Here is a 20,483-nt window from a genome sequence, read left to right on the forward strand (position 1 = left end):
GTAACGGGGTGTTTTTTTATACGCTCGCGAGCAGAAAGCCGTTTTCGGCGGCGATCACCTGGCCCGTGATGGCGGGCGCGTGCTCGGTGAGAAAGAACGCGAGATCGGCGATTTCGGCGGGCTGCGAGACGCGTTCGAGCGGCGAATTGGCCGTCATGCGCGCGAGCACGTCGCGGTATTGCGCGGGTTCGAGCGAGCGCAGCAGCAGGCCGTCGTCGACCATGCCGGGCGCGATCGCGTTCACGCGCACGCGCGGCGCGAGCGAGCGCGCGAGCGAGAGCGTCATCGTGTTGACGGCGCCTTTCGAGGCCGCGTAGGCGATCGACGAGCCCGTGCCGTTCAGGCCCGCGAGCGAGGAAATGTGGATGACGCTCGCGCTGCGCTTCGCGGTGGCGGACTCGCGCAGCCACGGCGCGGCGGCGCGCGTCATCTGAAAGAGGCCGATGGTGTTGACGCGATAGACGCGCTCGAATTCGGCGGCGTCGACATCGTCGAGCTGCGCGTGCGGGATCACGCGCGTAGTGCCCGCGCAGTTCACGAGCGCGTCGATACGGCGCCAGCGCGCGGTCACGTCGTCCACGGCGCGCAGGCAGGCTTCGTCCTGGCTCACGTCGGCGTCGAACACCAGCGTTTCGGCGCCATGCGCGCGGCATTCGTCCTGCACGGCAAGCGCGCTCGCGCGCGTGCTGTCGTCGAAATTGCCGATGGCGACGGCCCAGCCCGCGCGCGCGAAACGCACGGCCGTGGCGGCGCCGATGCCGCTTGCCGCGCCCGTGATCATGCAGACCGGCGTTGCGGAGTAGGTCATGTGCGAAGTCCTCTTTTTGAAAAAATCAGTCGTGGCGGCCTGCCGCATTGGCGGACGCTTGCGCAGCCGGCACGCGCAGCGTCAGCACGAGCGCGGCGCCCGCGAGCAGCGCGACGGCAATGGCGAGCATGCCGGGCAGCAGCTTGCCGCCGCTCAGGTCGGAGAGCCAGCCCACGAGGAACGGGCTCACGAAGCCCGCGAGATTGCCCGTGCAGTTGATGACGGCGATCGCGGCCGCCGCGCCCGCGCCGCCCATCAGCGCGGTGGGAATGCCCCAGAACACGGGCGCGATGGAATTGATGCCGATAGCGGCCACGATCAGCGCGATCACGGCCACGGCGGGCGTGGCGGCGAACAGCACCGAGGCGAGCAGCCCGGCCGCACCGATCACGCAGCACGCGGCCACGGGACGGCGGCGCTCGCCCACGCGGTCGGCGCGGCGGGCGATGGTCACCATCGCCACGATGCTGATGAGCGAGGGCACCGCCGAGAGCCAGCCGATGTTGCTCACGCTCGCCACGCCGCTCGCCTTGATGATGGTGGGCACCCAGAACGCGAGCCCGTAGTTGCCCATCGCGATGCAGAAGTAGAGCAGGCCGAGCAGCCACACGCGCGCGCTGGAGAACGCGCCGCGCACGGTTTCCTCGGGGCGCGAGCGGGCGTCGTCGGCGAGATCGGCTTTGAGCAGCGCTTTTTCGTCGGCGTCGAGCCAGCGCACGGAGTCGATGCGGTCGTGCAGCAGGAAGAACGCCGCGAAGCCGACGATCAGCGAGGCCAGCCCTTCGACCGCGAACAACCACTTCCAGCCCGCGAGCCCGTACGCGCCGCCCAGATGCGCCATCACCCAGCCCGAGAGCGGGCCGCCGATGGCACCGGAAACGGGAATCGCCGCCATGAAGAGCGCGATGATCTGCGAGCGACGCGTGGACGGAAACCACTGCGAGAGGTAGAGCACGACGCCGGGAAAGAAGCCCGCTTCGGCCACGCCCAGCATGAAGCGCAACAGATAGAACGAGGCCGGGCCGGTCGCGAACATCGTGAGCGTCGAGACGATCGACCACGTGATCATGATGCGCGCGATCCAGCGGCGCGCGCCCACGCGGTTGAGGATGAGGTTGCTCGGCACCTCGAAGATGAAATAGCCGAGGAAGAAGATGCCCGCGCCCACGCCGTAGACGGTTTCGCTCAGACGCAGATCGCTCAGCATCTGCAGCTTCGCGAAGCTCACGTTCACGCGGTCGATATACGCGACCACGAAGGCGAGAAACAGGAACGGCACGATGCGCCGCGCGAGCTTGCCATAGAGCGCGAGGCGCGCGGGGTCCGCGCCGTCATGGCGGGCGGGCGTGGGGCTTTCCGGGGTGAACGCGTCCGGTCCGAATGACTGGGCACTCATGTCGTCTCCTGGGCGCCGCGGGGGCGCCGTCTCCGTGGCGGGCGGCCTCGACGGGCGCGCTCCGTATCTCAACCAGCGGCTATTGGCTTTGTTATGCTGTGCCTGCGCAAAAACAGGCGGCCGCTTTGCAACGCAAAGGGTAGCCGCCCGCGGCGGGCCGCCGCAAATCACTCTTTCGGTATTGCGCATAACCGTATGGTTATGTCGAATACGGGAAACCCCTTATGCAAAACGACGCCTCCATCGACCGATTCTTCCGCAACGGGCTCAAACTGCCGCATCTGCGCATCCTCGTGGCGCTGGCGGATCTCGGCCAGGTCACGCGCGTGGCCGCCGCCTTCCACGTGACGCAGCCCGCCATCTCCAAACAGATCGCGGAAATCGAGCAGGCCATGGGCGTGAGCGTGGTGAACCGCGTGGGCAACGCGCTCGAACTCACGAGTATCGGCACCGTGATCGTCGCGTGCGGGCGCGAGATCCTGCGCAATCTCGAACTCGCGCGCCGCGACGTGAACGCGCTGGCGGCGGGCACGGGCGGCCATGTGCGCTTCGGCGCCGTGGTGACGATTCCCGAGCCCATGACGGCCAACGCCGTGCAACTGTTCCTGCGCCGCGCGCCGGCCGCCTCGCTCTCGTTCATCGAAGGCACGCTCGACCGGCTCATGAAGATGCTCGACGAAGGCGAACTCGACATCGCCATCGGCCGCAACCGGCTCGCGACCGCGCAAACGCAGCTGCGCCAGGAAACGCTGCATAGCGAGCCGTTCGTGTTCGTGGCGAGCGCGCATCACGCGCTGGGCCAGCTCGACACGCCGGTGGACTGGCAGGATCTCGGCCATTGCCGCTGGATTACGCCGCTGCACGGCTCGCCCGCCTACGCCACGCTGATCGAAACGCTCACGTCGCACGAGGTCGCGCCGGGGGCGAGCCATATCGAGTCGAGTTCGCTCTCGCTCAACGTCACGCTGCTCACGCACGGCGAGTTCGTGTCGATCCTGCCGCTCTCCACGGCGCGCGAGCACGCCATGCGCGGCCATTTGCGCGTGCTGCCGCTGCCGCCGCTCGAAGCGCTCACCGAAGTGGTGGCGTACTGGCGCGCGGACGCGTTGCCGGGCGCGGGGCAATTGTTCGTGGAATGTCTCAAGGAAGCGGGCGCGGAAATTCGCAAGGAGCGGGCGGCGAGCCGGAATTAGGGCGTCGATGGCGCGTTCATCCGCGCCCACTCGCGGCCAGGGCGAATACTGAAACGACGCGGAGCTGAGCTAGACTGCCCTGCACGGGGAACGCGATAAATCGAACCGGAACGCCCGAATTCCGCACAGCGAAAAACGACGGATACATGCAATGAGAGGACAGCTTCAGCAGCAGATTCTGGACATGCTTGCACAAGGGTATTCCGTGCAGGAAACCGGCGACTACATCTGCAGGCATGCCGAACAGCGCGCGCCCGGCGTGCTGTGTTCGATCGTGACCGTGGACCGCGAAGGCGTGCTGCATCCGTTCGCGGGGGCGAGCGTCTCGGCCGACTATTCGTCGAAACTCGACGGCATCCTGATCGGGCCGGAGGTCGGTTCGTGCGGCACGGCGGCGTTCCTGCGCGAGCCCGTGGCCGTGCACGATATTTTCGGCGACGCCAGATGGCGGCCGTATCGCCCGCTGGCCAACGTGCTGCGCGACCGGCACGGCGTGCACGCCTGCTGGTCGAGTCCGATCATGCAGAGCGACGGCCGCGTGCTGGGCGCGTTCGGCTTCTACTACCGCGAGCATCGCGGGCCGACCGAAGAGGAAGTGCGCATCGTCGCGGAATGCGTGGCGCTCTGTTCGCTGATCCTCGAGCGCGAAGACGCGCGCGCGGAAAACGAACGCCTCGCCAATTTCGATCTGCTGACGGGCTTCGGCAATCGCGCGAATTTCATCAAGACGCTCGAAGAGTTCGTCGCGCGCGCCGAGCGTCCGCGCCGGCGCTCGCTCGGCATTCTGCTGGCCGACATCGACTATCTCGGCCGCGTGAACGACGCGTTCGGCTACGCGGCCGGCGACGCGCTGATTCAGGAAGCGGGCCACACCGTGGCGCGAATCGCCACGCGCGAGGCCACGTTTCGCGTGGACGCCGACGAATTCGCCGTGCTTATCGAAGGCGAGGAAGGCGAGGAAGGCGAAGAGGCCGCCGCGCTCGCCGCACGGCTGCCCGAACTCGCGCAACGGATTCTCGCGGCGCTCGCCCAGCGTTCGCCGCTCGCGGGGGAGCACGCCATTCCCTTGACGATGAGTTGCGGCGGCGCGTTGTTCGACCTCGCGCGGCCCGTGCCCGTGCCCACCATGCTGCAACAGGCGAATCTCGCGCTGAGTCACGCGAAGCAAACCGCGCGCGGCCAGTTCGTGCTGTACAGCGAACGCTTCGCGGGCCCGATCACGCGCCGCGTGCAGGTGCTGCAAACGCTCGCGAACGCGCTCGCCGAAGATCGCGTGGAGGCGCATTATCAGCCTATCGTGCATCTGGAAACGGGCGAGCCCATCGGGCTCGAAGCGCTGTGCCGCGTGCGCACGAGGGAAGGCGAGATCATTCCCGCGGGCATGCTGGTGGAAGCGCTGCACGACCGCTCGATGGGCTATCTCGTCACGGAGCGCATGCTGGCGCAGGTCGCGCGCGATCTGCGTCACTGGCTCGATCGCGAGGTGCCGGTGCAGCACGTGAGCGTGAACGTTTCCATGGCCGACTTCGAGCAACACGACTTGCGCGAGCGCATGCGCGACGCGTTCGCGCGCCACGCCGTGCCGCTGAGCCACGTGCTGCTCGAAGTGACGGAATCCGTTTACATGGACGAAGGCGACCGTAAGGTTTCCCAAACGCTCGACGAGTTGCGCAGCGACGGCGTGCGCGTCGCGCTCGACGATTTCGGCACGGGTTACGCGTCGCTCACGCACCTGCTCAACTTTCCCGTCGACATCATCAAGGTCGACAAACGTTTCGTCGACAAACTCTCCGTGGGCGGTCCGGGCGGGCTCATCATCAAGGCGCTCCTCGACATCGCGAGCGGACTGGGCATGCGCATCGTCGCGGAAGGCGTCGAAACCGAGTCGCAGGCGGCCGACCTGCAACGCCTCGGCTGCCGCTACGCGCAAGGCTATCTGTTCGGGCGGCCCGCCGATCGCGACACCACCACCGAGGTATTGCGGCGCGGGGCGCTGGCGGATCGCCGCGCTTAAGTCCGGCGAGCCGACGCACGCAGGAGTCCGCACGCAACAGTCCATTGAGATAAGTCGGGGGAAATTGGGAACGGATACTGCTCCGCTATTCGCCGAAACGCGCAGCTTGCCGCTGGGTCTCGCCCATGACGTGTAGCCTCGCAGGCGTCGGCCGGAACTTTCGGCACGCTCGCCGTCTCTCGTAGACACACGCATCGGCAGCGACAGCGCACAAGCCTACCGATCGCTTACAGGCTGCAACGCCGGCAGCGACATCGGTAGCGACTCAGGAGCGACATCGGCGCGCGATTCCCTCAACCCACACACGCAGGAGCAGTTCATGCAACTCGGAATGATCGGACTGGGACGGATGGGCGCCGACATGGCGCGGCGGCTGACGAAGGGCGGTCAGCAATGCATCGTGTTCGACGTCCAGCCCGCGGCGGTGCAGCGTCTCGAACAGGAAGGCTTCGCGGGGGCGTCCTCGCTGGAGGATCTGGTCGCGAAGCTGGAGAAGCCGCGCGCGATCTGGCTGATGGTGCCCGCCGCCGTCGTGGACGCCACGCTCGACAAACTCGTGCCGCTGCTGGAACCCGGCGACATCGTCATCGACGGCGGCAACTCGCATTATCACGACGACATTCGCCGCGGCAACGAACTGGGCGCGAAGCAACTGCACTATGTGGATGTCGGCACGAGCGGCGGCGTGGCGGGACGCGAACGCGGCTATTGCCTGATGATCGGCGGCGAGAAGGACATCGTGCAGCATCTGCAGCCGGTGTTCGCGGCGCTCGCGCCGGGCGTGGACGCGGCACCGCGCACGCCCGGCCGCGCGCAGGACGCGAGCACGGCGGAGCAGGGCTTTCTGCACTGCGGCCCGCAAGGCGCGGGGCACTTCGTCAAGATGGTCCACAACGGCATCGAATACGGGCTCATGGCCGCGTACGCGGAAGGGCTAAACATCCTGCGCCACGCGAACGCGGGCAAACAGTCGCGCGAAGTGGACGCCGAAACCTCGCCGCTGCGCGATCCGCAGTTTTATCAATACGATCTGAATCTCGGCGACATTTCCGAAGTCTGGCGGCGCGGCAGCGTGATCAGTTCGTGGTTGCTCGACCTGCTGGCGGGCACGCTCTCGCGCGACGGCGAGTTGAAGGATTTCGCGGGCCGCGTCTCGGATTCGGGCGAAGGGCGCTGGACCATCGACGCCGCTATCGACGAAGGCGTGCCCGCGCCGGTGCTGAGCGCCGCGCTGTTCGCGCGCTTCTCGTCACGCGGCGAGGCGGACTTCTCGAATCGCGTGCTCTCGGCCATGCGCAAGGACTTTGGCGGTCACGCGGAAAAGCCGGGTTCGCCCACCAACTAACGCCGCGAATCATGCTGTAAGGCGCGGCAGGGCGCGAGCGTCAGTCGGGTTGGCCCGCGTACCACGTGGGATGAAACGCCTTGACGATCGCGCCGTCGGACTTGAGCGCGTAGCAACCGTCGATCTGAAACGGCCGCTCCGTGTTGCTCGCGTTGAGTTCGACACTCATCGTCTGAAACGCGGCCGTGGCCACCGCGCCGATCAACTCCGTCAAATGCGTGCAGCCCTGCGCGCCGCCCACCAGACGCCTCACTTCGCGCATGAACCCGGAGGCGATCGTCAGGCCTTGCAGCTTGCGATAGTCGGGGCCGACCGCGTCGCAGTAGCCCGCGTAGGGCACCACGATCGATTCCACGCGCACCTCGCGGATCACGAGGTCGCGGCCCACGGTCATGCACAGCAGCATGTCGTGGATGGGATCGCCCGCCCGCACCTTGACGCCGTGCGATTCGCGATCGTACGACTTGGTGTCGCGCAGGCGGCCTTCGATATCGTAAAGGCCGTCCGCGCGACGGTAGCCTTGCAGCACGATATTGCGCGTGTGGAGCGGGGCGCGCGCGACGTTGTTCGCGTCGCGTTCGTCGTGCGGCGAGGGCGCTTCAGCCACGCTCACAGGGCGCTCACGAGTTCCGGCACGACCGCGAACAGATCGCCCACGAGGCCGTAATCGGCCACGCTGAAGATCGGCGCTTCTTCGTCCTTGTTGATGGCGACGATGACCTTCGAGTCCTTCATGCCCGCGAGATGCTGAATGGCGCCCGAGATACCGACGGCCACATAAAGCTGCGGCGCGACGATCTTGCCGGTTTGGCCGACCTGGAAGTCGTTCGGCACATAGCCCGCGTCCACGGCGGCACGCGAGGCGCCGAGGGCCGCGCCGAGCTTGTCGGCGAGCGGCTCCAGCACCTTCGTGTAGTTCTCGCCGCTGCCGAGGCCACGGCCACCCGAAACGATGATCTTCGCGCTCGTGAGTTCCGGGCGATCGAGCTTGGTGACTTCGCGGCTCACGAACTGCGAGAGGCCCGAATCCGCTGCCGCTTCGATCTTTTCCACCGAGGCGCTGCCGCCTTCCGCCGCGACCGGGTCGAAGCCCGTTGCGCGAACCGTGATGACCTTGATCGGATCCGCCGATTGCACCGTGGCGATGGCATTGCCCGCGTAGATCGGACGCTCGAACGTATCGGCGGAATCGACAGCGGTGATGTCGCTGATCTGCGCGACGTCGAGCTTCGCGGCGATGCGCGGCGCGACGTTTTTACCTGCGGCCGTAGCGGGCGCGAGAATGTGCGAGTAGTTCTTCGCGATGTTCAAAACCGTCGCTTCGACGTTTTCCGCGAGGCCTTGTTCGAGTTGCGGCGCATCGGCGAGCAGCACCTTCGCCACGCCTGCGATCTTCGCGGCGGCGTCGGCGGCCGCTTGCGCGTTGTGGCCCGCGACCAGCACGTGCACGTCGCCACCAATCTTCTGCGCAGCGGCAACCGTGTTGAGCGTTGCAGCCTTGATCGTAGCGTTGTCGTGTTCAGCAATAACCAGCGTTGTCATTTTTCGGCTCCCCTTACAGCACCTTGGCTTCGGTCTTCAGCTTCTCGACCAGCGTCTTCACGTCCGGCACCTTCACGCCCGCGCTGCGCTTGGGCGGTTCAGCGACCTTGAGCGTCTTCAGACGCGGCGTGACATCCACGCCAAGATCTTCGGGCTTGATCGTCTCCAACGGCTTCTTCTTTGCCTTCATGATGTTCGGCAGCGTGACGTAGCGCGGCTCGTTCAAACGAAGATCCGTAGTCACGACAGCGGGCAGCGTGAGCGAAAGCGTTTCCGCGCCGCCATCGACTTCACGCGCGACCGTGGCCTTGCCATCGGCAACCGTCACTTTCGAGGCGAACGTCGCTTGCGGCAGATTCACGAGCGCGGCGAGCATCTGGCCGGTCTGGTTCGAATCGTCGTCGATGGCTTGTTTGCCAAGAATCACCAGTTGCGGCTGTTCTTTGTCGACGAGTGCCTTCAGCAGCTTCGCCACCGCCAGCGGCTGCAAATCCTCGCTCGACTCCACGAGAATTGCACGGTCAGCGCCAATCGCGAGCGCCGTGCGCAGCGTTTCCTGCGCTTGCGTCACGCCGCACGACACGGCGATCACTTCGGTTGCCAAGCCCGCTTCCTTCAGGCGCACGGCTTCCTCGACCGCGATCTCGTCGAACGGATTCATCGACATCTTCACGTTGGCGATATCCACACCCGTGCCATCCGACTTCACACGGACCTTCACGTTGTAATCAACTACGCGTTTAACCGGTACGAGAATCTTCATGCTTGCATGCTCTCCACAACGCCGCGCTCAGGCGGCCTGAATTCGTTTCGCGCGGTCGACGATCGGCTTGTCGACCAGCTTGCCATCCACCGAAATCGCGCCGCGCGGATTCTCCGCGAGCGCGGCCAGCACGCGTTTGGCCCATGCGCGTTCCGCGTCGCTCGGCGCAAAGCCGCGATTCACCGCGTCGACCTGCTTCGGGTGAATGCAGAGCTTGCCGCCAAAGCCGAACTGGCGCGCATCGAGCGTGTCCGCCGCGATCAGTTGCGCGTCGTCGGTCGCGAGCGTGACGCCGTCAATCGGCGCTTGCAGCCCCGCGAACCGCGACTCGATCACGAACTGCGAGCGCACGTAGTCGAGCGCGCGCCCGCTGCTCTCCGTGCCCGCATCGACGCTGTAATCGAACGAGCCGAACGCGAGCCGCACCACGCCCGTGGCGTGCGCGATCTGGCGCATCGCGACCACGCCCGCAACGCTTTCCACGAGCGCGACCAGCTCCACGTTGCGGCCGCAGCGCGCGGCGATATCGGCGAGTTGCGTAGGGTTTTCGGCCTTCGGCACCATCACGCGGCGCACCTCGGCGGCGTTGAGCATGGCCACGTCTTCGGCATGCCACGGCGTGCCGAACGCGTTCACGCGCACCATCACGCGACCGCGCTCGGTGTCGGCCATGCCGGTGCGCAGCCACGACGCGAGCTGGTCGCGCGCGGCGGCCTTGGCGTCGAGCGAGACGGCGTCTTCCAGGTCGATGACGACCTGATGCGCCTCGGTCGCGAGCGCCTTGAAGAAGCGTTCCGGCCGGTCGCCGGGAACGAACAGAAAACTGCGTGCGATCATGGAGGATCCTTTCGAAAAGGCTTCAGGCGCCGGTCCAGCCGCGCTGGAAGGTTTCGGAATAGCTGAAGCGCTCGGCGGGGTGAATGCTGATCGCCACCTCGACGATCTCGCCGCGCCGGTTCAGATAGCGGCGCGACAGCCACAGCGCCGGCGCGCGCGCCTTGGCGTTGACCATGCGCGCGACGTCGGCGGGCAGCGCGACCGCCTTGATTTCCTGCTGCACCTGGGCGATCTGCTCGCCGAACTGGCGCTCGATCAGTGAATAGATCGGCGTGTGCGGGGCGTCCTCGAAACCCGTCAGCGAGCGGAACGCGGGCTGGATATACACCTCGGTATAGCAGATCGGATCGACGCTTTCGGGCGAGCGACGCACGCCTTTCAGGCGCAGCCAGGTTTCGCCGGGCTTCGCTTCGAGCATCGTGCAGAGCGAGGGATCGTCGATCTCGACGGTCTCCTGTTTCAGCAGATGCAGCGCGGTATCCGCCGTGTAGCGGTGCAGGTCGCTCAGCTGCTGCATGACCTGCCGATAACTGCCTTCCGCGCTCGTGGCCTTGACCGTGGTCCCCACGCCCGCCTGACGCACTACCATGCCCAGCTGCACGAGCTGCTTGACCGCCTCGCGCACGGTCGAGCGGCTCGCGCCGAACTGCTCGCACAGTTCGAACTCGGTGGGAATGGTGGAGCCCACGGGAAAGCGTCCACCCTGTATTTCGTTGATGAGTGTCTGCGCCAGTTGCATATAGCGTGGCTGCTGACCGAGCACATTAACCATCTTTTGCACGCACGAAGAAGGATTGACAAACGAAAGTCGCCTGCCGCGCCGCGTCGTGCGTTTCCCGCAACGTCATTGCACGACACCGCTCTCGCGCAGGGCGGCGACTCGTTCAGCATCGTAACCGAGTTCGGCGAAGAGTCTCGCGTTGTCCTGCCCGAGATCCGGCGCGGCGCGCGCGGGCAGGGGTTCGTCCACGCGCACCGGTGCCGCCACGCCGCGAATCTTGCCGAAGCGCGGATGCTCCGCCTCGACCACGTTCTGCCGCTCGGCCACGAACGGGCTTTCGAGCGCCTGCTGGATGTCGTACACCGGCGCGGCGGGCACGCGGCCGCCCAGCCGTTCGAGCCACTCGGCCGTGGTCGCGCGCGAGAGCGCCGCGTCGAGTTCCTGTTCGACCAGATCGCGATTCGCGAGGCGCGCCTTGAAGTTGCAGAAGCGCTCGTCGGTGATCCACGAAGGGCGGTCGAGCATCTCGGCCAGCACGCCCCAGAACTTTTCCTTGTTGCACATGAGGAAGATCCAGCCGTCCTTCGTCTTGTACAACTGGCTCGGCGTGAGCGAAGGGTGCGCGGAGCGGCGGTCGCGTCCCGTCACCGTGCCGCCGTTCAGATACCACGTGCCCACGTAGGCGAGGTTATGCAGCGCGACGTCGAAGAGGCTCGTGTCGAGATCACGACCCACGCCTGTGGCGCGGGCCTGCACGAGACCCGCGAGCAGCGCCATGGCGGCCGTGGTGCCCGTCATCAGGTCGATGATGGAGAGGCCGAAGCGCGCGGGCGGCGCATCCGGTTCGCCCGTGACCGAGAGATAGCCGGCTTCGGCCTGCATCAGATAGTCGTAGCCGGGCCACGCCGCGCGGCTGCCGGTGCGCCCGTACGCCGAAAGATGCGCGCAGACGATGGCCGGATTCGCTTCCTTCAACTGCTCGTAGGTGAGGCCGAGCTTCACGGGCAGATCGCCGCGCAGGTTGTTGAAGACGGCGTCGGCGGTGCGCACGAGGTCGTGCAGCACTTCGCGGCCTTCGGGCTTCTTCAGGTCGAGCGTGAGGCTGCACTTGTTGCGGTTGAACGCCTCGAAAAAGTGGCTGTCGCCTTCGCCGAAAAAGTACGGCCCGACCGCGCGGCCCACGTCGCCGCCTTCGCGGAAGTTCTCGATCTTGATGACTTCCGCGCCGAGATCGGCGAGATGCTGCGTGGCGAAAGGCCCGGCACCGTATTGTTCGATGGCGACGATGCGTACGCCGGAAAGGGGCAGGCTCATGCAGGGTTCCTCGCAATCAGCATCTTCGCGATGATCAGACGTTGCATCTCGTTGGTGCCTTCGCCGATGGTCAGGAGCGGCGCATCGCGATACAGCCGCTCGACGTTGTATTCCTTCGAATAACCGTATGCGCCGTGAATGCGCATGGCTTCCATGCTGTTTTCCACGGCGGCCTCGGTGGCGAAATACTTCGCCATGCCGGCTTCCATGTCGCAGCGCAGGCCCTTGTCGTAGGCGCGCGCGGCGGAGTCGGTGAGCAGGCGCGCGGCTTCCACGCGTGTGGCCATTTCACCGAGCTTGAGCGCGATGGCCTGATGCTCGCAGATCGGCTTGCCGAACGTTTTACGCTGCTGCGAGTACGCCACGGCTTCGTCGAGCGCCGCTTGCGCCACGCCCACGCCACGCGCCGCCACGTTGATACGGCCCAGTTCGAGCCCGCTCAGAATCTGCTTGAGGCCGAGCCCTTCTTCGCCGCCGATCACGCGCGACACCGGCACGCGGAAGTTGGTGAAGTTGAGCTCGCAGGTGTCGATGCCCTTGTAGCCGAGCTTTTCCAGCTGGCGGCTCACCTCGAAACCCGGACCTTTTTCGACGATCAACAGGCTCATGCCCTTATGGCGCGGCTGCGCTTCCGGGTCGGTCTTGACCAGCAGCGCGAGCACGTTGCCGTACTTGCTGTTGGTGATCCACGTCTTGCTGCCGTTCACCACGTAGTGGTCGCCGTCGCGCTTCGCGACCGTGCGGATCGCCTGCAGGTCGGTGCCGCAATCCGGCTCGGTCAGGCCGATGCCGCCGCGCAATTCGCCCGTGGCCATGCGCGGCAGGAACTCGCGCTTTTGCGCATCCGTGCCGTTGCGCTGGATCGTCATCGCCATGATGAGATGCGAATTGATGATGCCGCTCACCGACATCCACACCGCCGAAATGCGGTCGACGATCTTCGCGTAGGTCGCGGTGGACAGCCCGAGGCCGCCGTATTCGGTGTCGATGAGACAACCGAACAGGCCCATGTCCTTCATTTTTTCGACGATCTCGTGCGGGTATTCGTCCTTCGCGTCGAGTTCGTGCACATAGGGTTTCACTTCCGTCTTGAGGAAGCGGTCCAGCATGTCGAGAATCAGCGTTTCGTTCTCGGCGTAGTCGCCGGCGTCCTGTTGATGATCGGCGTCGATCGTAGCCATCGTCACTCCTGGTCTTTCGGTTCGTTGGGCGCGCAACGCGGGCGCGCGGGTTATTCGATGCAGCGCGATTCAGCGGGCCGCGCCCAGCGCCTGCGCGAGTTCGCGCGCGCTCAGGCGGTCGAGCGAAAGCACCGCTTCGCAGATGCGTTCGGCCGCGCCGCGCGAGACGTTGCGCTGCGCGTTGTCGTAGAACTTCGCGACGATGTCGGCGTTGCTCAGCGGCCGATCGGCGCTGCCGCGATTCACGGCTTCGCGGTGCGTGAGCGTGCGGCCGTCACGCGTATGAATCGTGACTTCGCCCGTGTAGTGCTGCGGGAAGGTGGTCTCGGGGTCGGCTTCGTGCGTCACGCGGGCGGCGAGGGCGCGCACGGCTTCGTCGGCGAGCGCGGCCGGGTCGAGATCGTCGAGCGTGAAGCGGCCGTGCAGCAGCCCCGTCGCGACGATGTACGGAATGCTGAACTGCGCGTCGTAGCTGTTCGACGGCTTCTGCTTGTTCTCCACCGGCTCGCAGATGATCGGAATGGTCGGGCCCGGCACGCGCACCACCACGCGCTCGATGTCGCTCGCCGCGAGACCGTGCGCGCGATGCAGCGCGATGGCGGCGTCCGAGGACGCATGCGTGAAGTGGCAGGCGGGAATCGGCTTGAGCGCGACGCCGTCGATTTCCCACGCCTCGCCGAGGCCAGCGGTGGCCAGCGCGAGATCGTCGGCGCTCACGGGCGTCTTCATGTACAGCGAGTACAAACCGAAGCGCCCTTCGTACGGCGCGCCGGGGCCGATGTAGCCGTGCTTCGCGAGCGTCGCGGCCGTGGTGCCCGCCACGGCGGCCCAGCCCGGATGCAGACGCTTGGTCCACGCGCCGTCCTGCAGAAACTCCAGGCTGCCCGACGCCATCGAGAGCGCGATACCTTGCGCGTGCTGCGCCTGTTCCGCGGATAAACCGAGCAGCCGCGCCGCGCCCAGCGCGCAGCCGAACGCCGCCACGAGCCCGGTCGGGTGGAAGCCCGTGTTGTGGAAGCCGCTTTTCGCGGCGGCGCCCACGCGCGTCGAGACTTCCATCGCGCAGAGGTACGCCGTGAGCAGGTCGGCGCCGCTCGCGTTTTCGCGCTCGGCCAGATTGAACGCCACGGGCAGCGCGCTCGCGGTCGAATGGATCACGCCGCGCGCATGGGTATCGTCGAAATCGAGGCTGTGAATCAGCAGGCCGTTGAGCAGCATCGCGTCGCGCAGCGCGAGCTTTTGCGCGTGGCCGAACACGGTGGCGCTGCCGTCGCCCAGTTCCTGCATCGCGGCGAGCGTGGAGGTGGCGTAGGGCAGGCCGATCGTGGCGTAGGCGAGGCCGATGCTGTCGAGCATCAGATGCTTCGCGCGTTCGCGCACGGCGGCGGGCACGTCGTTCAGATCAAGCGAAGTCGTGAAGGCGGCCAGTTGCTGCGCGATGGTTTGACCGGCTCGAGCGCGTTGCTCGATGTCGTTGCGTGCGTTCATCGGGTGGCTCCCTGATGGTTGAGCGATAACGGGTCGGCGCTCGGGTCTTCTTCGGGCGAGACGGCTTCGAGCGAGAACTGGTTGGCGTCGACGCCGAGTTTCAGCACGGCGATCACGAGCAGCACCAGCACGCCGGCCACCATGCCGAGCACACCGAAAAGGCCGAGTTGCGCAAACAGGATCACGGCGGCGTACGAGGTCAGCATCGACGCGATACGTCCGCACACGCCCGCCACGCCGGTGCCGCGCAAGCGCAGCGCCGTGGGGAACAGTTCCGGCACGTAGCCGAACAGGCCCAGCGTGACGATGGCGTAGATGCAGCTGACGAGCGTGAGGCCGACCACGGCGATAGCGGCGTTGGCCGTCATCTGCGGGTAGACGAAGCCCAGCACGATCGTGACCACGCTGAAGAACACCACGCCCTTGGCGCGGCCGAGGCGGTCGGCGGTGAGGTAGCCGAGCACGGCGCCGAGCGGCGCGCCCAGCGACATCAGCGTGGTGAAGCCGAGCGAGGTGACGATGTCGCGGCCTTCGTGCACGAAGAACGTGGGCAGCCATGCGACGAAGCCGTACACGGCCACGTTCACGGCCACGGCGGTAAGGGCGGCGGTCAAGGTGCGGCCAATCATGCCGCGGCGGAACAGCGCCGAAAGCGGGGCGCGCGGCACTTCGAGGTTCTGCGCGCGCGACACTTCGGGCAGCGGTCCCTTGAGTTGCTCGACTTCCTGCTCGATGGCGCGTACGGTTTCCTCGGCTTCCGCGGTACGGCCCACCGATTCGAGCCAGCGCGGCGACTCCGGCATGCGGTGACGCAGCGCCCACACGACCACGGCGCCAATGCCCGCGATGCCGAACATCCAGCGCCAGCCCAGATGCGGAATCACCACGTAGCCCACGCTGGTCGCGAGCACGAGTCCCGAGTTGACGATCAGGCCGAGCAGCGAGATCCAGCGGCCGCGATACGCGGGCGGAATGAATTCGCAGAGCGTGCCCGCGGCCACCACGAGTTCCGCGCCGAGGCCGATGCCCATGAGAAAGCGCGCGCCGATCAGCCAGTGAATGCTGGGCGCGAACGCGGCGGCGAACGACATGAGCCCGAACAGCGCGAGGTTGAACTGATACGACGAGCGGCGGCCGAAGCGGTCGCCGAGATAGCCCGAGAGGCCCGCGCCGATCACCATGCCGAAGAAGCCGCACGAGACGAACAGCGCGTTGAGTTGCAGCGTGGAAAAGCCCGTCTTGAGCATCGCGGCGGACACGCCGCCCGCGAGATAGACGTCGAAGGCGTCGAGGCACGCGCCCGCGCTGATGAGCCCGAGTATCTTCCAGTGAAACCGCGACATCGGCAGCCGGTCTAGCCGGGCGCCCGAGCTTACGTTGTGACTCACAGTTGTCTCCAGATCCTGTGGCGGTGGACCGTCGCGCCGGCCGCTCTCATGACGTTATGGCGGTTTATCGGCGTGACGGCGAGGCAGGGGAACGGCCGGAGCCTACCGGCGTTCCTCGCGTTTTCCTGCGGATACTCAGGCTTCGTTGGTGCCGTGGCCGCGTTTCGCGATCAGCGCCGAACGAATGTAGTCGAGAACGGGCTTGCCGTCCTGGTTGTAGGCGCGCGTGTGCACGGTGACGATGCCTTGCGTGGGCCGCGACTTCGACTCGCGCACTTCGAGTACTTCGGACTCCGCATAAAGCGTGTCGCCCGCGAACACGGGGCCGGTGAGGCGAATTTCCTTCCAGCCGAGATTGGCGATGGCCTTGCCGCTCACGTCGTTGACCGACATGCCGAGCACGATCGCCACGGTAAGGCCGCTGCTCACGAGCAGCTTGCCGAACTCGCTCTTCGACGCGTGATTGGCGTCGCAGTGCATCGGATGCGGGTTCATCGTCAGCAGCGAAAACTGGATATTGTCCGCATCGGTGATCGTGCGGCCCGGGCGATGTTCGTAGATGTCGCCCACCGTGAAGTCCTCGAGATAACGCCCGTAGCTGGCACGGTAACGCTGCGTCCCCACTTTTTCCGACTGCATCATGGTTTGTCTGCTCCTGTCTTGAATGTCACTTTGTACGGACAAAGTATCGGGCGCGGCGAGTTGGCATGTCAAGCGGAAGGGCGCTACGGTTTACCCTGGCGATTCGGGCGCTGTGTGGCGTGCGGTTTGTATCGGCGCGACAGGACAAAGGCGGCCCGCGCGCGAACAACGGACGAAAAAAAACCGCCGCTCGAAGGCGAGCGGCGGCGTGTCGTATGCGTGCTGTGACGTGACGGGAAGGTCACTGAACGGCGGGCGGCGGAGGCGGCGGCGCGTAGCGGCGATCGCCGCGTGCATACGTGACGATCTCCACGCGCCGGTCCGGCTGCAGGCACGCGACGAGACTGTCGCGCGACTGATTGTCGGTGCAATGCGAGACCGGGTCCTGCTTGCCGAAGCCGCGCGCGTCGATATGGTCGGCGGGAATGCCTTGTTCGACGAGCAGCGCCTTGACCGCTTCCGCGCGGCGCTGCGAGAGCGTCTCGTTGTAGGCGGCGTCGCCGAGGCGGTCGGTGTAGCCGCGCACTTCGATATGGCTGAAGCGCATGGCGTTCAGTTTCGCGGCGATCTCGCGGATATCGGCGCGGCCGCCTGGCAGCACGTCGGCGACATCGCCGCGATCGAACGGGAACAGGGCGTCGGCCGAGAGCCGCATGACCTGCGCGACGGGCGCAGGCGGCGGAGGCGGCATCGCGCGGCCGCGCGCCACTTCGACCCAGTGGCCCGGCACCCACACATAACGGCCGTACTGCCAGCGCCATTCGCCCGTTTGCCAGAAATAGCCGACGCGCGGCGCGGGCGTGACTTCATACACGGGCGCGGGCGGCGCGAGCACCATCACCTGCGCGGCGGCGGGCACCGTGCTCGCGCACCAGGCCGCGACCGAGGCCGCGCCGACCAGCAGACTCGTGACGATGCGGCGACGGCGCTCGCCACCGGCGCCTGGACGAAAAGGAGTGCGTTTCATGTCGTATCGTGCGGGTGGTTAGTGTTGCTGAAATGCTAACGGCCGCCCGGAATACAGGCCTTTGCGGAATGTAACGAAACGTGCGAGTGCAAACGGCGCGCAGCGCGCGGCGCGGCGCCTGCGGGAAGTGAGGGGGACACGATTACACTCGGGCGCGCCGACTCGACACCGTAATCCGGCGTAACGAAGCGGCGCGTTGCGTTGCATCGAATGACATTTCGCCGAGCAAAAACGCGTGAACAGTCAGCACGACGAAAGCCTGGCCGCCATTACTTCAGCGACATCACGTAGCGCGCCACGTCTTGCACATCCGCGGCGTCGAGCGGGTTGGGATAAAGCTTCGGCATGATGCCGGAGGGCTCGCGAATCCGCGCTTCGACGCCGTCGAGCGACAGTTTCGCCGCAATGCCCGCGAGCGCGGGACCGACACCGCCTTGTCCGCCTTGCCCATGACAGGCCGCGCAATTCGCGGTGTAAATCGACGCGCCGTGCTCCAGCGTAGCAACAACTGGCGAGGCTTCGGCACGCTGCGTTGCCACGCCATCGTTCAACAGCGCGATGCTCGCGGCAGCCGGTCCCGGCGAAATCGATTCGAGGTACTGATGAATTCGGGCGATGTCGGCATTCGAGAGAATTTTCTCGCTGAACGGCGGCATCTGGCCTTTCGGCGCGTGCACGTAGGCCTGCATCGCGGCAAGCGGCAACGGATGCGGCGCGAGCGCCGGGCCGGTGCTGATGCTGCCTTGACCGAAGATGCCGTGGCATTCGTAGCAGCCGTTGCGCATGAAGAGCGCGCGGCCCGCCTGAACGTCCGCGCCGCTATCGGCGGGGGAATCGGCGAACGATACGGCAGGCAGCGCACACGTGAGCGTCAGGACGAACCGCAGGGCGAGGGAACGAAGAAAGGGCACAGTGCGCTCCCGTTAGCGAGGTTGCGTCAGCACGTCGACGAGCGCGGGCTTGCCGCTTTTCACCACGGCCATCGCGCGCGCGAGCGCCGGGCCCAGATCGGCGGGATTCGAAATCGGGCCTTCGGCCCACATGCCCATGCTGCGCGCCATCGCCGCATAATCGATTGGCGGATCCTGCAACACCGTGCCGATGGTGCCGCGCTCGGGATGCCGGTCGCGGCGGCTCGACATGCGCTGGATATGCATGGTCTCCTGATGCCACGCGCGGTTGTTGTGCATCACCGAAAGCAGCGGCACGCTGTGATGCGCGGCCGTCCACAGCACGCCGGGCAGCACCATCAGATCGCCGTCGGTCTGGATGCTCACGGCAAGGCGCCCCGCGTCGCGATGCGCGAGCGCGGCGCCCACGGCGGCGGGCGCCGCATAGCCCACGCCATAGCCGCCACCCGCGCCAATGAATTGATACGTCTTCGTGAAGTCCCACAGGCGCTGCGGCCACTGGCTGATCGCGCCGGTGGGCGAAACGAGCGCCCAGTCCTCGTGACGGATCACGTGCCACACTTCGGCGGACAAGCGCGCGGTGCTGATCGGCGAACCGTCCCAGGCGCGCGTCGCGTTTTCGCGTGCGTTGGCGCGCATCGTCTCGAAGGCTTGTTGCATGGCCGGTTGGCGCGCGGCAGCGGCGTTGCGTTGCGCAGGCGTGAGCGTGGTCTGCACGGCGTGCAGGAGGGCGGGCAGGGAAGCGTGTGCGTCGGCGCCAATGGGCAGAGCGGGCGCGTAGAAACGCTCGGCGTCCTGCATGTTCGACTTGCCGTACAGATACGCGGTGGACAGGCTGATCACTTTCGCCTCGCCCTTGCCGCGCGGTTTCGAAGGGCGCTCGATGGTGTCGGGCACGGTGCCCGTGAGGCTCCAGACGTCGCCGACTTCGAGCGCGAGAATCACGTCGGCCTGGGCGAGCAAACGGCTCTGCATCGACGAATGATTCAGGTAGTGCGTGGTCGGGAAGTTCATGCGCGCGAGCAGGTCGATCACAGGCGCGTTGAGCGTTTCGGCGAGTTGGACCAGCGTGTCCATGGCGGCCTGGCTGCGCACCGCGCGGTCCGCGACGATCACGGGCGCGGTGGCGTTGCAGAGCATGGCCGCCGCAGTGGCGAGCGCGTCCTGGCTCGCCACGGGCGGCGCGACTTCGCGCAGCGGCGGCACGCGCATATCGCGCGCATCGGCGATCGGCTGCTCCTGCAACTCGGCGTCGGCGACGATCAGCACGGGCGCCATCGGCGGCGTGACGGACATCGTGTACGCGCGCATGAACGACTCGGCGTAGTGCTGCAAGGACACCGGGTAATCGTCGTATTTCGTGTAGTCGCGCACGAGCGCGCCCAGGTCCTGCGCCGTGTGATACCACTCCACGCCGGGCCGCCGCTTGACCGCATCGGCGATATTGCCGGCGAGCACCATCACCGGCACGCGATCGCACCACGCGTTGTAGACCGCCATCGACGCATGCTGCAAGCCGACCGTGCTGTGCACGAGGCAGGCCATGGGTTTGCCGGCCACCTTGGCATAGCCATGCGCGATGGCCGCGGACGCTTCCTCGTGCGTGCAGACGATCAGTTGAGGATGACGGTCGCCCGCGTAGTTGACGATGGATTCGTGGATACCGCGAAACGTCGAGCCGGGCATCGCGGCCACGTAGTCGATGCCCGCGAGCTTCAGCAGGTCGACCATGAAGTCGGAGCCGGGGTTGCCGATATGCGCGGCGTCGGTGGCGGGCGCTTCGAGCAGCGAAGGCGCGGCGGTTTCGGCGGCGACGAGCGCGGCGTTCGGCTCGCCAATGGCCGGCCCGCGTTTCGCGGCGGTGGGATTCCCGGTTTCCTGCGCGACGCCGGTCAGCGGTTTCGCCAACGCGGCCGCGGTGCCCGTGACCAGCGCTTCCTTGAGAAACGTGCGTCGTCCTGCCATTGTCTCCG

Annotated in this window: 18 protein-coding genes; 3 read left to right on the forward strand and 15 right to left on the reverse strand. The window is 66.6% G+C overall.

Translation table 11 applies throughout. The features are described 5' to 3' along the window. Positions 1–16 precede the first annotated feature (16 nt). Complete coding sequence (locus FAZ98_RS15325; RefSeq protein ID WP_158952169.1) at positions 17–808, reverse strand: SDR family NAD(P)-dependent oxidoreductase; 792 nt, start codon at positions 806–808, stop codon at positions 17–19. Between the two features lie 25 nt (positions 809–833). Further along, positions 834–2,204 carry an MFS transporter gene (locus FAZ98_RS15330; protein ID WP_158952170.1) on the reverse strand — a complete coding sequence of 457 codons (1,371 nt, stop codon included), beginning with the start codon at positions 2,202–2,204 and terminating at the stop codon, positions 834–836. A gap of 224 nt (positions 2,205–2,428) precedes the next feature. Between FAZ98_RS15330 and FAZ98_RS15335 the strand changes: the two genes are divergently transcribed. The 3 genes from FAZ98_RS15335 (at position 2,429) to gnd (ending at position 6,756) form a co-directional block, all read left to right on the forward strand. Further along, on the forward strand, positions 2,429–3,397 hold the full coding sequence (locus tag FAZ98_RS15335; RefSeq protein ID WP_158952171.1) for a LysR family transcriptional regulator: 969 nt from the start codon (positions 2,429–2,431) through the stop codon (positions 3,395–3,397). A 151-nt stretch (positions 3,398–3,548) separates the two neighbouring features. Continuing rightward, positions 3,549–5,411, forward strand: coding sequence for a putative bifunctional diguanylate cyclase/phosphodiesterase (locus FAZ98_RS15340; RefSeq protein WP_158952172.1), 1,863 nt, complete (start codon positions 3,549–3,551; stop codon positions 5,409–5,411). Positions 5,412–5,730: 319 nt separating this feature from the next. Then, positions 5,731–6,756 (forward strand): phosphogluconate dehydrogenase (NAD(+)-dependent, decarboxylating), encoded by a 1,026-nt coding sequence (gene gnd / locus FAZ98_RS15345; RefSeq protein ID WP_158952173.1) that lies wholly within the window; start codon positions 5,731–5,733, stop codon positions 6,754–6,756. 40 nt (positions 6,757–6,796) lie between these two features. Here gnd and FAZ98_RS15350 read toward each other — a convergent pair whose 3' ends face one another. The 13 genes from FAZ98_RS15350 to FAZ98_RS15410 form a co-directional block, all read right to left on the reverse strand. Next, a complete protein-coding gene (locus FAZ98_RS15350) occupies positions 6,797–7,369 on the reverse strand; it encodes a DUF2889 domain-containing protein (protein WP_233272776.1) in 573 nt (190 codons plus the stop codon). Continuing rightward, entirely contained in the window at positions 7,366–8,298 is a 933-nt protein-coding gene (locus FAZ98_RS15355; protein ID WP_158952174.1) for an electron transfer flavoprotein subunit alpha/FixB family protein, read from the reverse strand. Before FAZ98_RS15355 ends, FAZ98_RS15350 begins: the two co-directional genes overlap by 4 nt. 13 nt (positions 8,299–8,311) lie before the next feature. Next, positions 8,312–9,061, reverse strand: a complete 750-nt coding sequence (locus tag FAZ98_RS15360) for an electron transfer flavoprotein subunit beta/FixA family protein (RefSeq protein ID WP_158952175.1) — start codon at positions 9,059–9,061, stop codon at positions 8,312–8,314. 27 nt (positions 9,062–9,088) lie between these two features. After that, the gene (locus tag FAZ98_RS15365; protein ID WP_158952176.1) at positions 9,089–9,898 is read right to left on the reverse strand and encodes an HpcH/HpaI aldolase/citrate lyase family protein; all 810 of its coding nucleotides are present in this window, start codon (positions 9,896–9,898) and stop codon (positions 9,089–9,091) included. Between the two features lie 22 nt (positions 9,899–9,920). Then, positions 9,921–10,637: a GntR family transcriptional regulator gene (locus FAZ98_RS15370; protein ID WP_407672099.1), complete on the reverse strand. Its 717-nt coding sequence runs from the start codon at positions 10,635–10,637 to the stop codon at positions 9,921–9,923. Between the two features lie 105 nt (positions 10,638–10,742). Beyond that, the gene (locus FAZ98_RS15375) at positions 10,743–11,933 is read right to left on the reverse strand and encodes a CaiB/BaiF CoA transferase family protein (protein ID WP_158952178.1); all 1,191 of its coding nucleotides are present in this window, start codon (positions 11,931–11,933) and stop codon (positions 10,743–10,745) included. Next, complete coding sequence (locus FAZ98_RS15380) at positions 11,930–13,114, reverse strand: acyl-CoA dehydrogenase family protein (RefSeq protein ID WP_158952179.1); 1,185 nt, start codon at positions 13,112–13,114, stop codon at positions 11,930–11,932. The genes FAZ98_RS15375 and FAZ98_RS15380 overlap by 4 nt, the downstream gene beginning before the upstream one ends. A gap of 69 nt (positions 13,115–13,183) precedes the next feature. After that, positions 13,184–14,602 carry an MmgE/PrpD family protein gene (locus FAZ98_RS15385; protein ID WP_158952180.1) on the reverse strand — a complete coding sequence of 473 codons (1,419 nt, stop codon included), beginning with the start codon at positions 14,600–14,602 and terminating at the stop codon, positions 13,184–13,186. Further along, positions 14,599–15,945 carry an MFS transporter gene (locus FAZ98_RS15390; protein WP_407672114.1) on the reverse strand — a complete coding sequence of 449 codons (1,347 nt, stop codon included), beginning with the start codon at positions 15,943–15,945 and terminating at the stop codon, positions 14,599–14,601. Before FAZ98_RS15390 ends, FAZ98_RS15385 begins: the two co-directional genes overlap by 4 nt. A 180-nt stretch (positions 15,946–16,125) precedes the next feature. Then, the gene (locus tag FAZ98_RS15395) at positions 16,126–16,629 is read right to left on the reverse strand and encodes a MaoC family dehydratase (RefSeq protein ID WP_199272392.1); all 504 of its coding nucleotides are present in this window, start codon (positions 16,627–16,629) and stop codon (positions 16,126–16,128) included. 244 nt (positions 16,630–16,873) lie between these two features. Further along, on the reverse strand, positions 16,874–17,599 hold the full coding sequence (locus FAZ98_RS15400; RefSeq protein WP_158952183.1) for an OmpA family protein: 726 nt from the start codon (positions 17,597–17,599) through the stop codon (positions 16,874–16,876). Between the two features lie 269 nt (positions 17,600–17,868). Beyond that, positions 17,869–18,510 (reverse strand): c-type cytochrome, encoded by a 642-nt coding sequence (locus tag FAZ98_RS15405; protein ID WP_158952184.1) that lies wholly within the window; start codon positions 18,508–18,510, stop codon positions 17,869–17,871. A 12-nt stretch (positions 18,511–18,522) separates the two neighbouring features. Beyond that, complete coding sequence (locus tag FAZ98_RS15410; RefSeq protein ID WP_158952185.1) at positions 18,523–20,475, reverse strand: thiamine pyrophosphate-binding protein; 1,953 nt, start codon at positions 20,473–20,475, stop codon at positions 18,523–18,525. Positions 20,476–20,483 lie beyond the last annotated feature (8 nt).

The organism is Paraburkholderia acidisoli, from assembly GCF_009789675.1.
Classification (GTDB): domain Bacteria; phylum Pseudomonadota; class Gammaproteobacteria; order Burkholderiales; family Burkholderiaceae; genus Paraburkholderia; species Paraburkholderia acidisoli.

Coding starts and splice junctions, on each gene's coding strand:
- FAZ98_RS15335 (WP_158952171.1), top strand. CDS start 2,429: ATGCAAAACGACGCCTCCATCGACCGATTCTTCCGCAACGGGCTCAAA.
- FAZ98_RS15365 (WP_158952176.1), bottom strand. CDS start 9,898: ATGATCGCACGCAGTTTTCTGTTCGTTCCCGGCGACCGGCCGGAACGC.
- FAZ98_RS15410 (WP_158952185.1), bottom strand. CDS start 20,475: ATGGCAGGACGACGCACGTTTCTCAAGGAAGCGCTGGTCACGGGCACC.
- gnd (WP_158952173.1), top strand. CDS start 5,731: ATGCAACTCGGAATGATCGGACTGGGACGGATGGGCGCCGACATGGCG.
- FAZ98_RS15325 (WP_158952169.1), bottom strand. CDS start 808: ATGACCTACTCCGCAACGCCGGTCTGCATGATCACGGGCGCGGCAAGC.
- FAZ98_RS15385 (WP_158952180.1), bottom strand. CDS start 14,602: ATGAACGCACGCAACGACATCGAGCAACGCGCTCGAGCCGGTCAAACC.
- FAZ98_RS15400 (WP_158952183.1), bottom strand. CDS start 17,599: ATGAAACGCACTCCTTTTCGTCCAGGCGCCGGTGGCGAGCGCCGTCGC.
- FAZ98_RS15380 (WP_158952179.1), bottom strand. CDS start 13,114: ATGGCTACGATCGACGCCGATCATCAACAGGACGCCGGCGACTACGCC.
- FAZ98_RS15330 (WP_158952170.1), bottom strand. CDS start 2,204: ATGAGTGCCCAGTCATTCGGACCGGACGCGTTCACCCCGGAAAGCCCC.
- FAZ98_RS15395 (WP_199272392.1), bottom strand. CDS start 16,629: ATGCAGTCGGAAAAAGTGGGGACGCAGCGTTACCGTGCCAGCTACGGG.
- FAZ98_RS15370 (WP_407672099.1), bottom strand. CDS start 10,637: ATGCAACTGGCGCAGACACTCATCAACGAAATACAGGGTGGACGCTTT.
- FAZ98_RS15340 (WP_158952172.1), top strand. CDS start 3,549: ATGAGAGGACAGCTTCAGCAGCAGATTCTGGACATGCTTGCACAAGGG.
- FAZ98_RS15390 (WP_407672114.1), bottom strand. CDS start 15,945: ATGTCGCGGTTTCACTGGAAGATACTCGGGCTCATCAGCGCGGGCGCG.
- FAZ98_RS15375 (WP_158952178.1), bottom strand. CDS start 11,933: ATGAGCCTGCCCCTTTCCGGCGTACGCATCGTCGCCATCGAACAATAC.
- FAZ98_RS15360 (WP_158952175.1), bottom strand. CDS start 9,061: ATGAAGATTCTCGTACCGGTTAAACGCGTAGTTGATTACAACGTGAAG.
- FAZ98_RS15355 (WP_158952174.1), bottom strand. CDS start 8,298: ATGACAACGCTGGTTATTGCTGAACACGACAACGCTACGATCAAGGCT.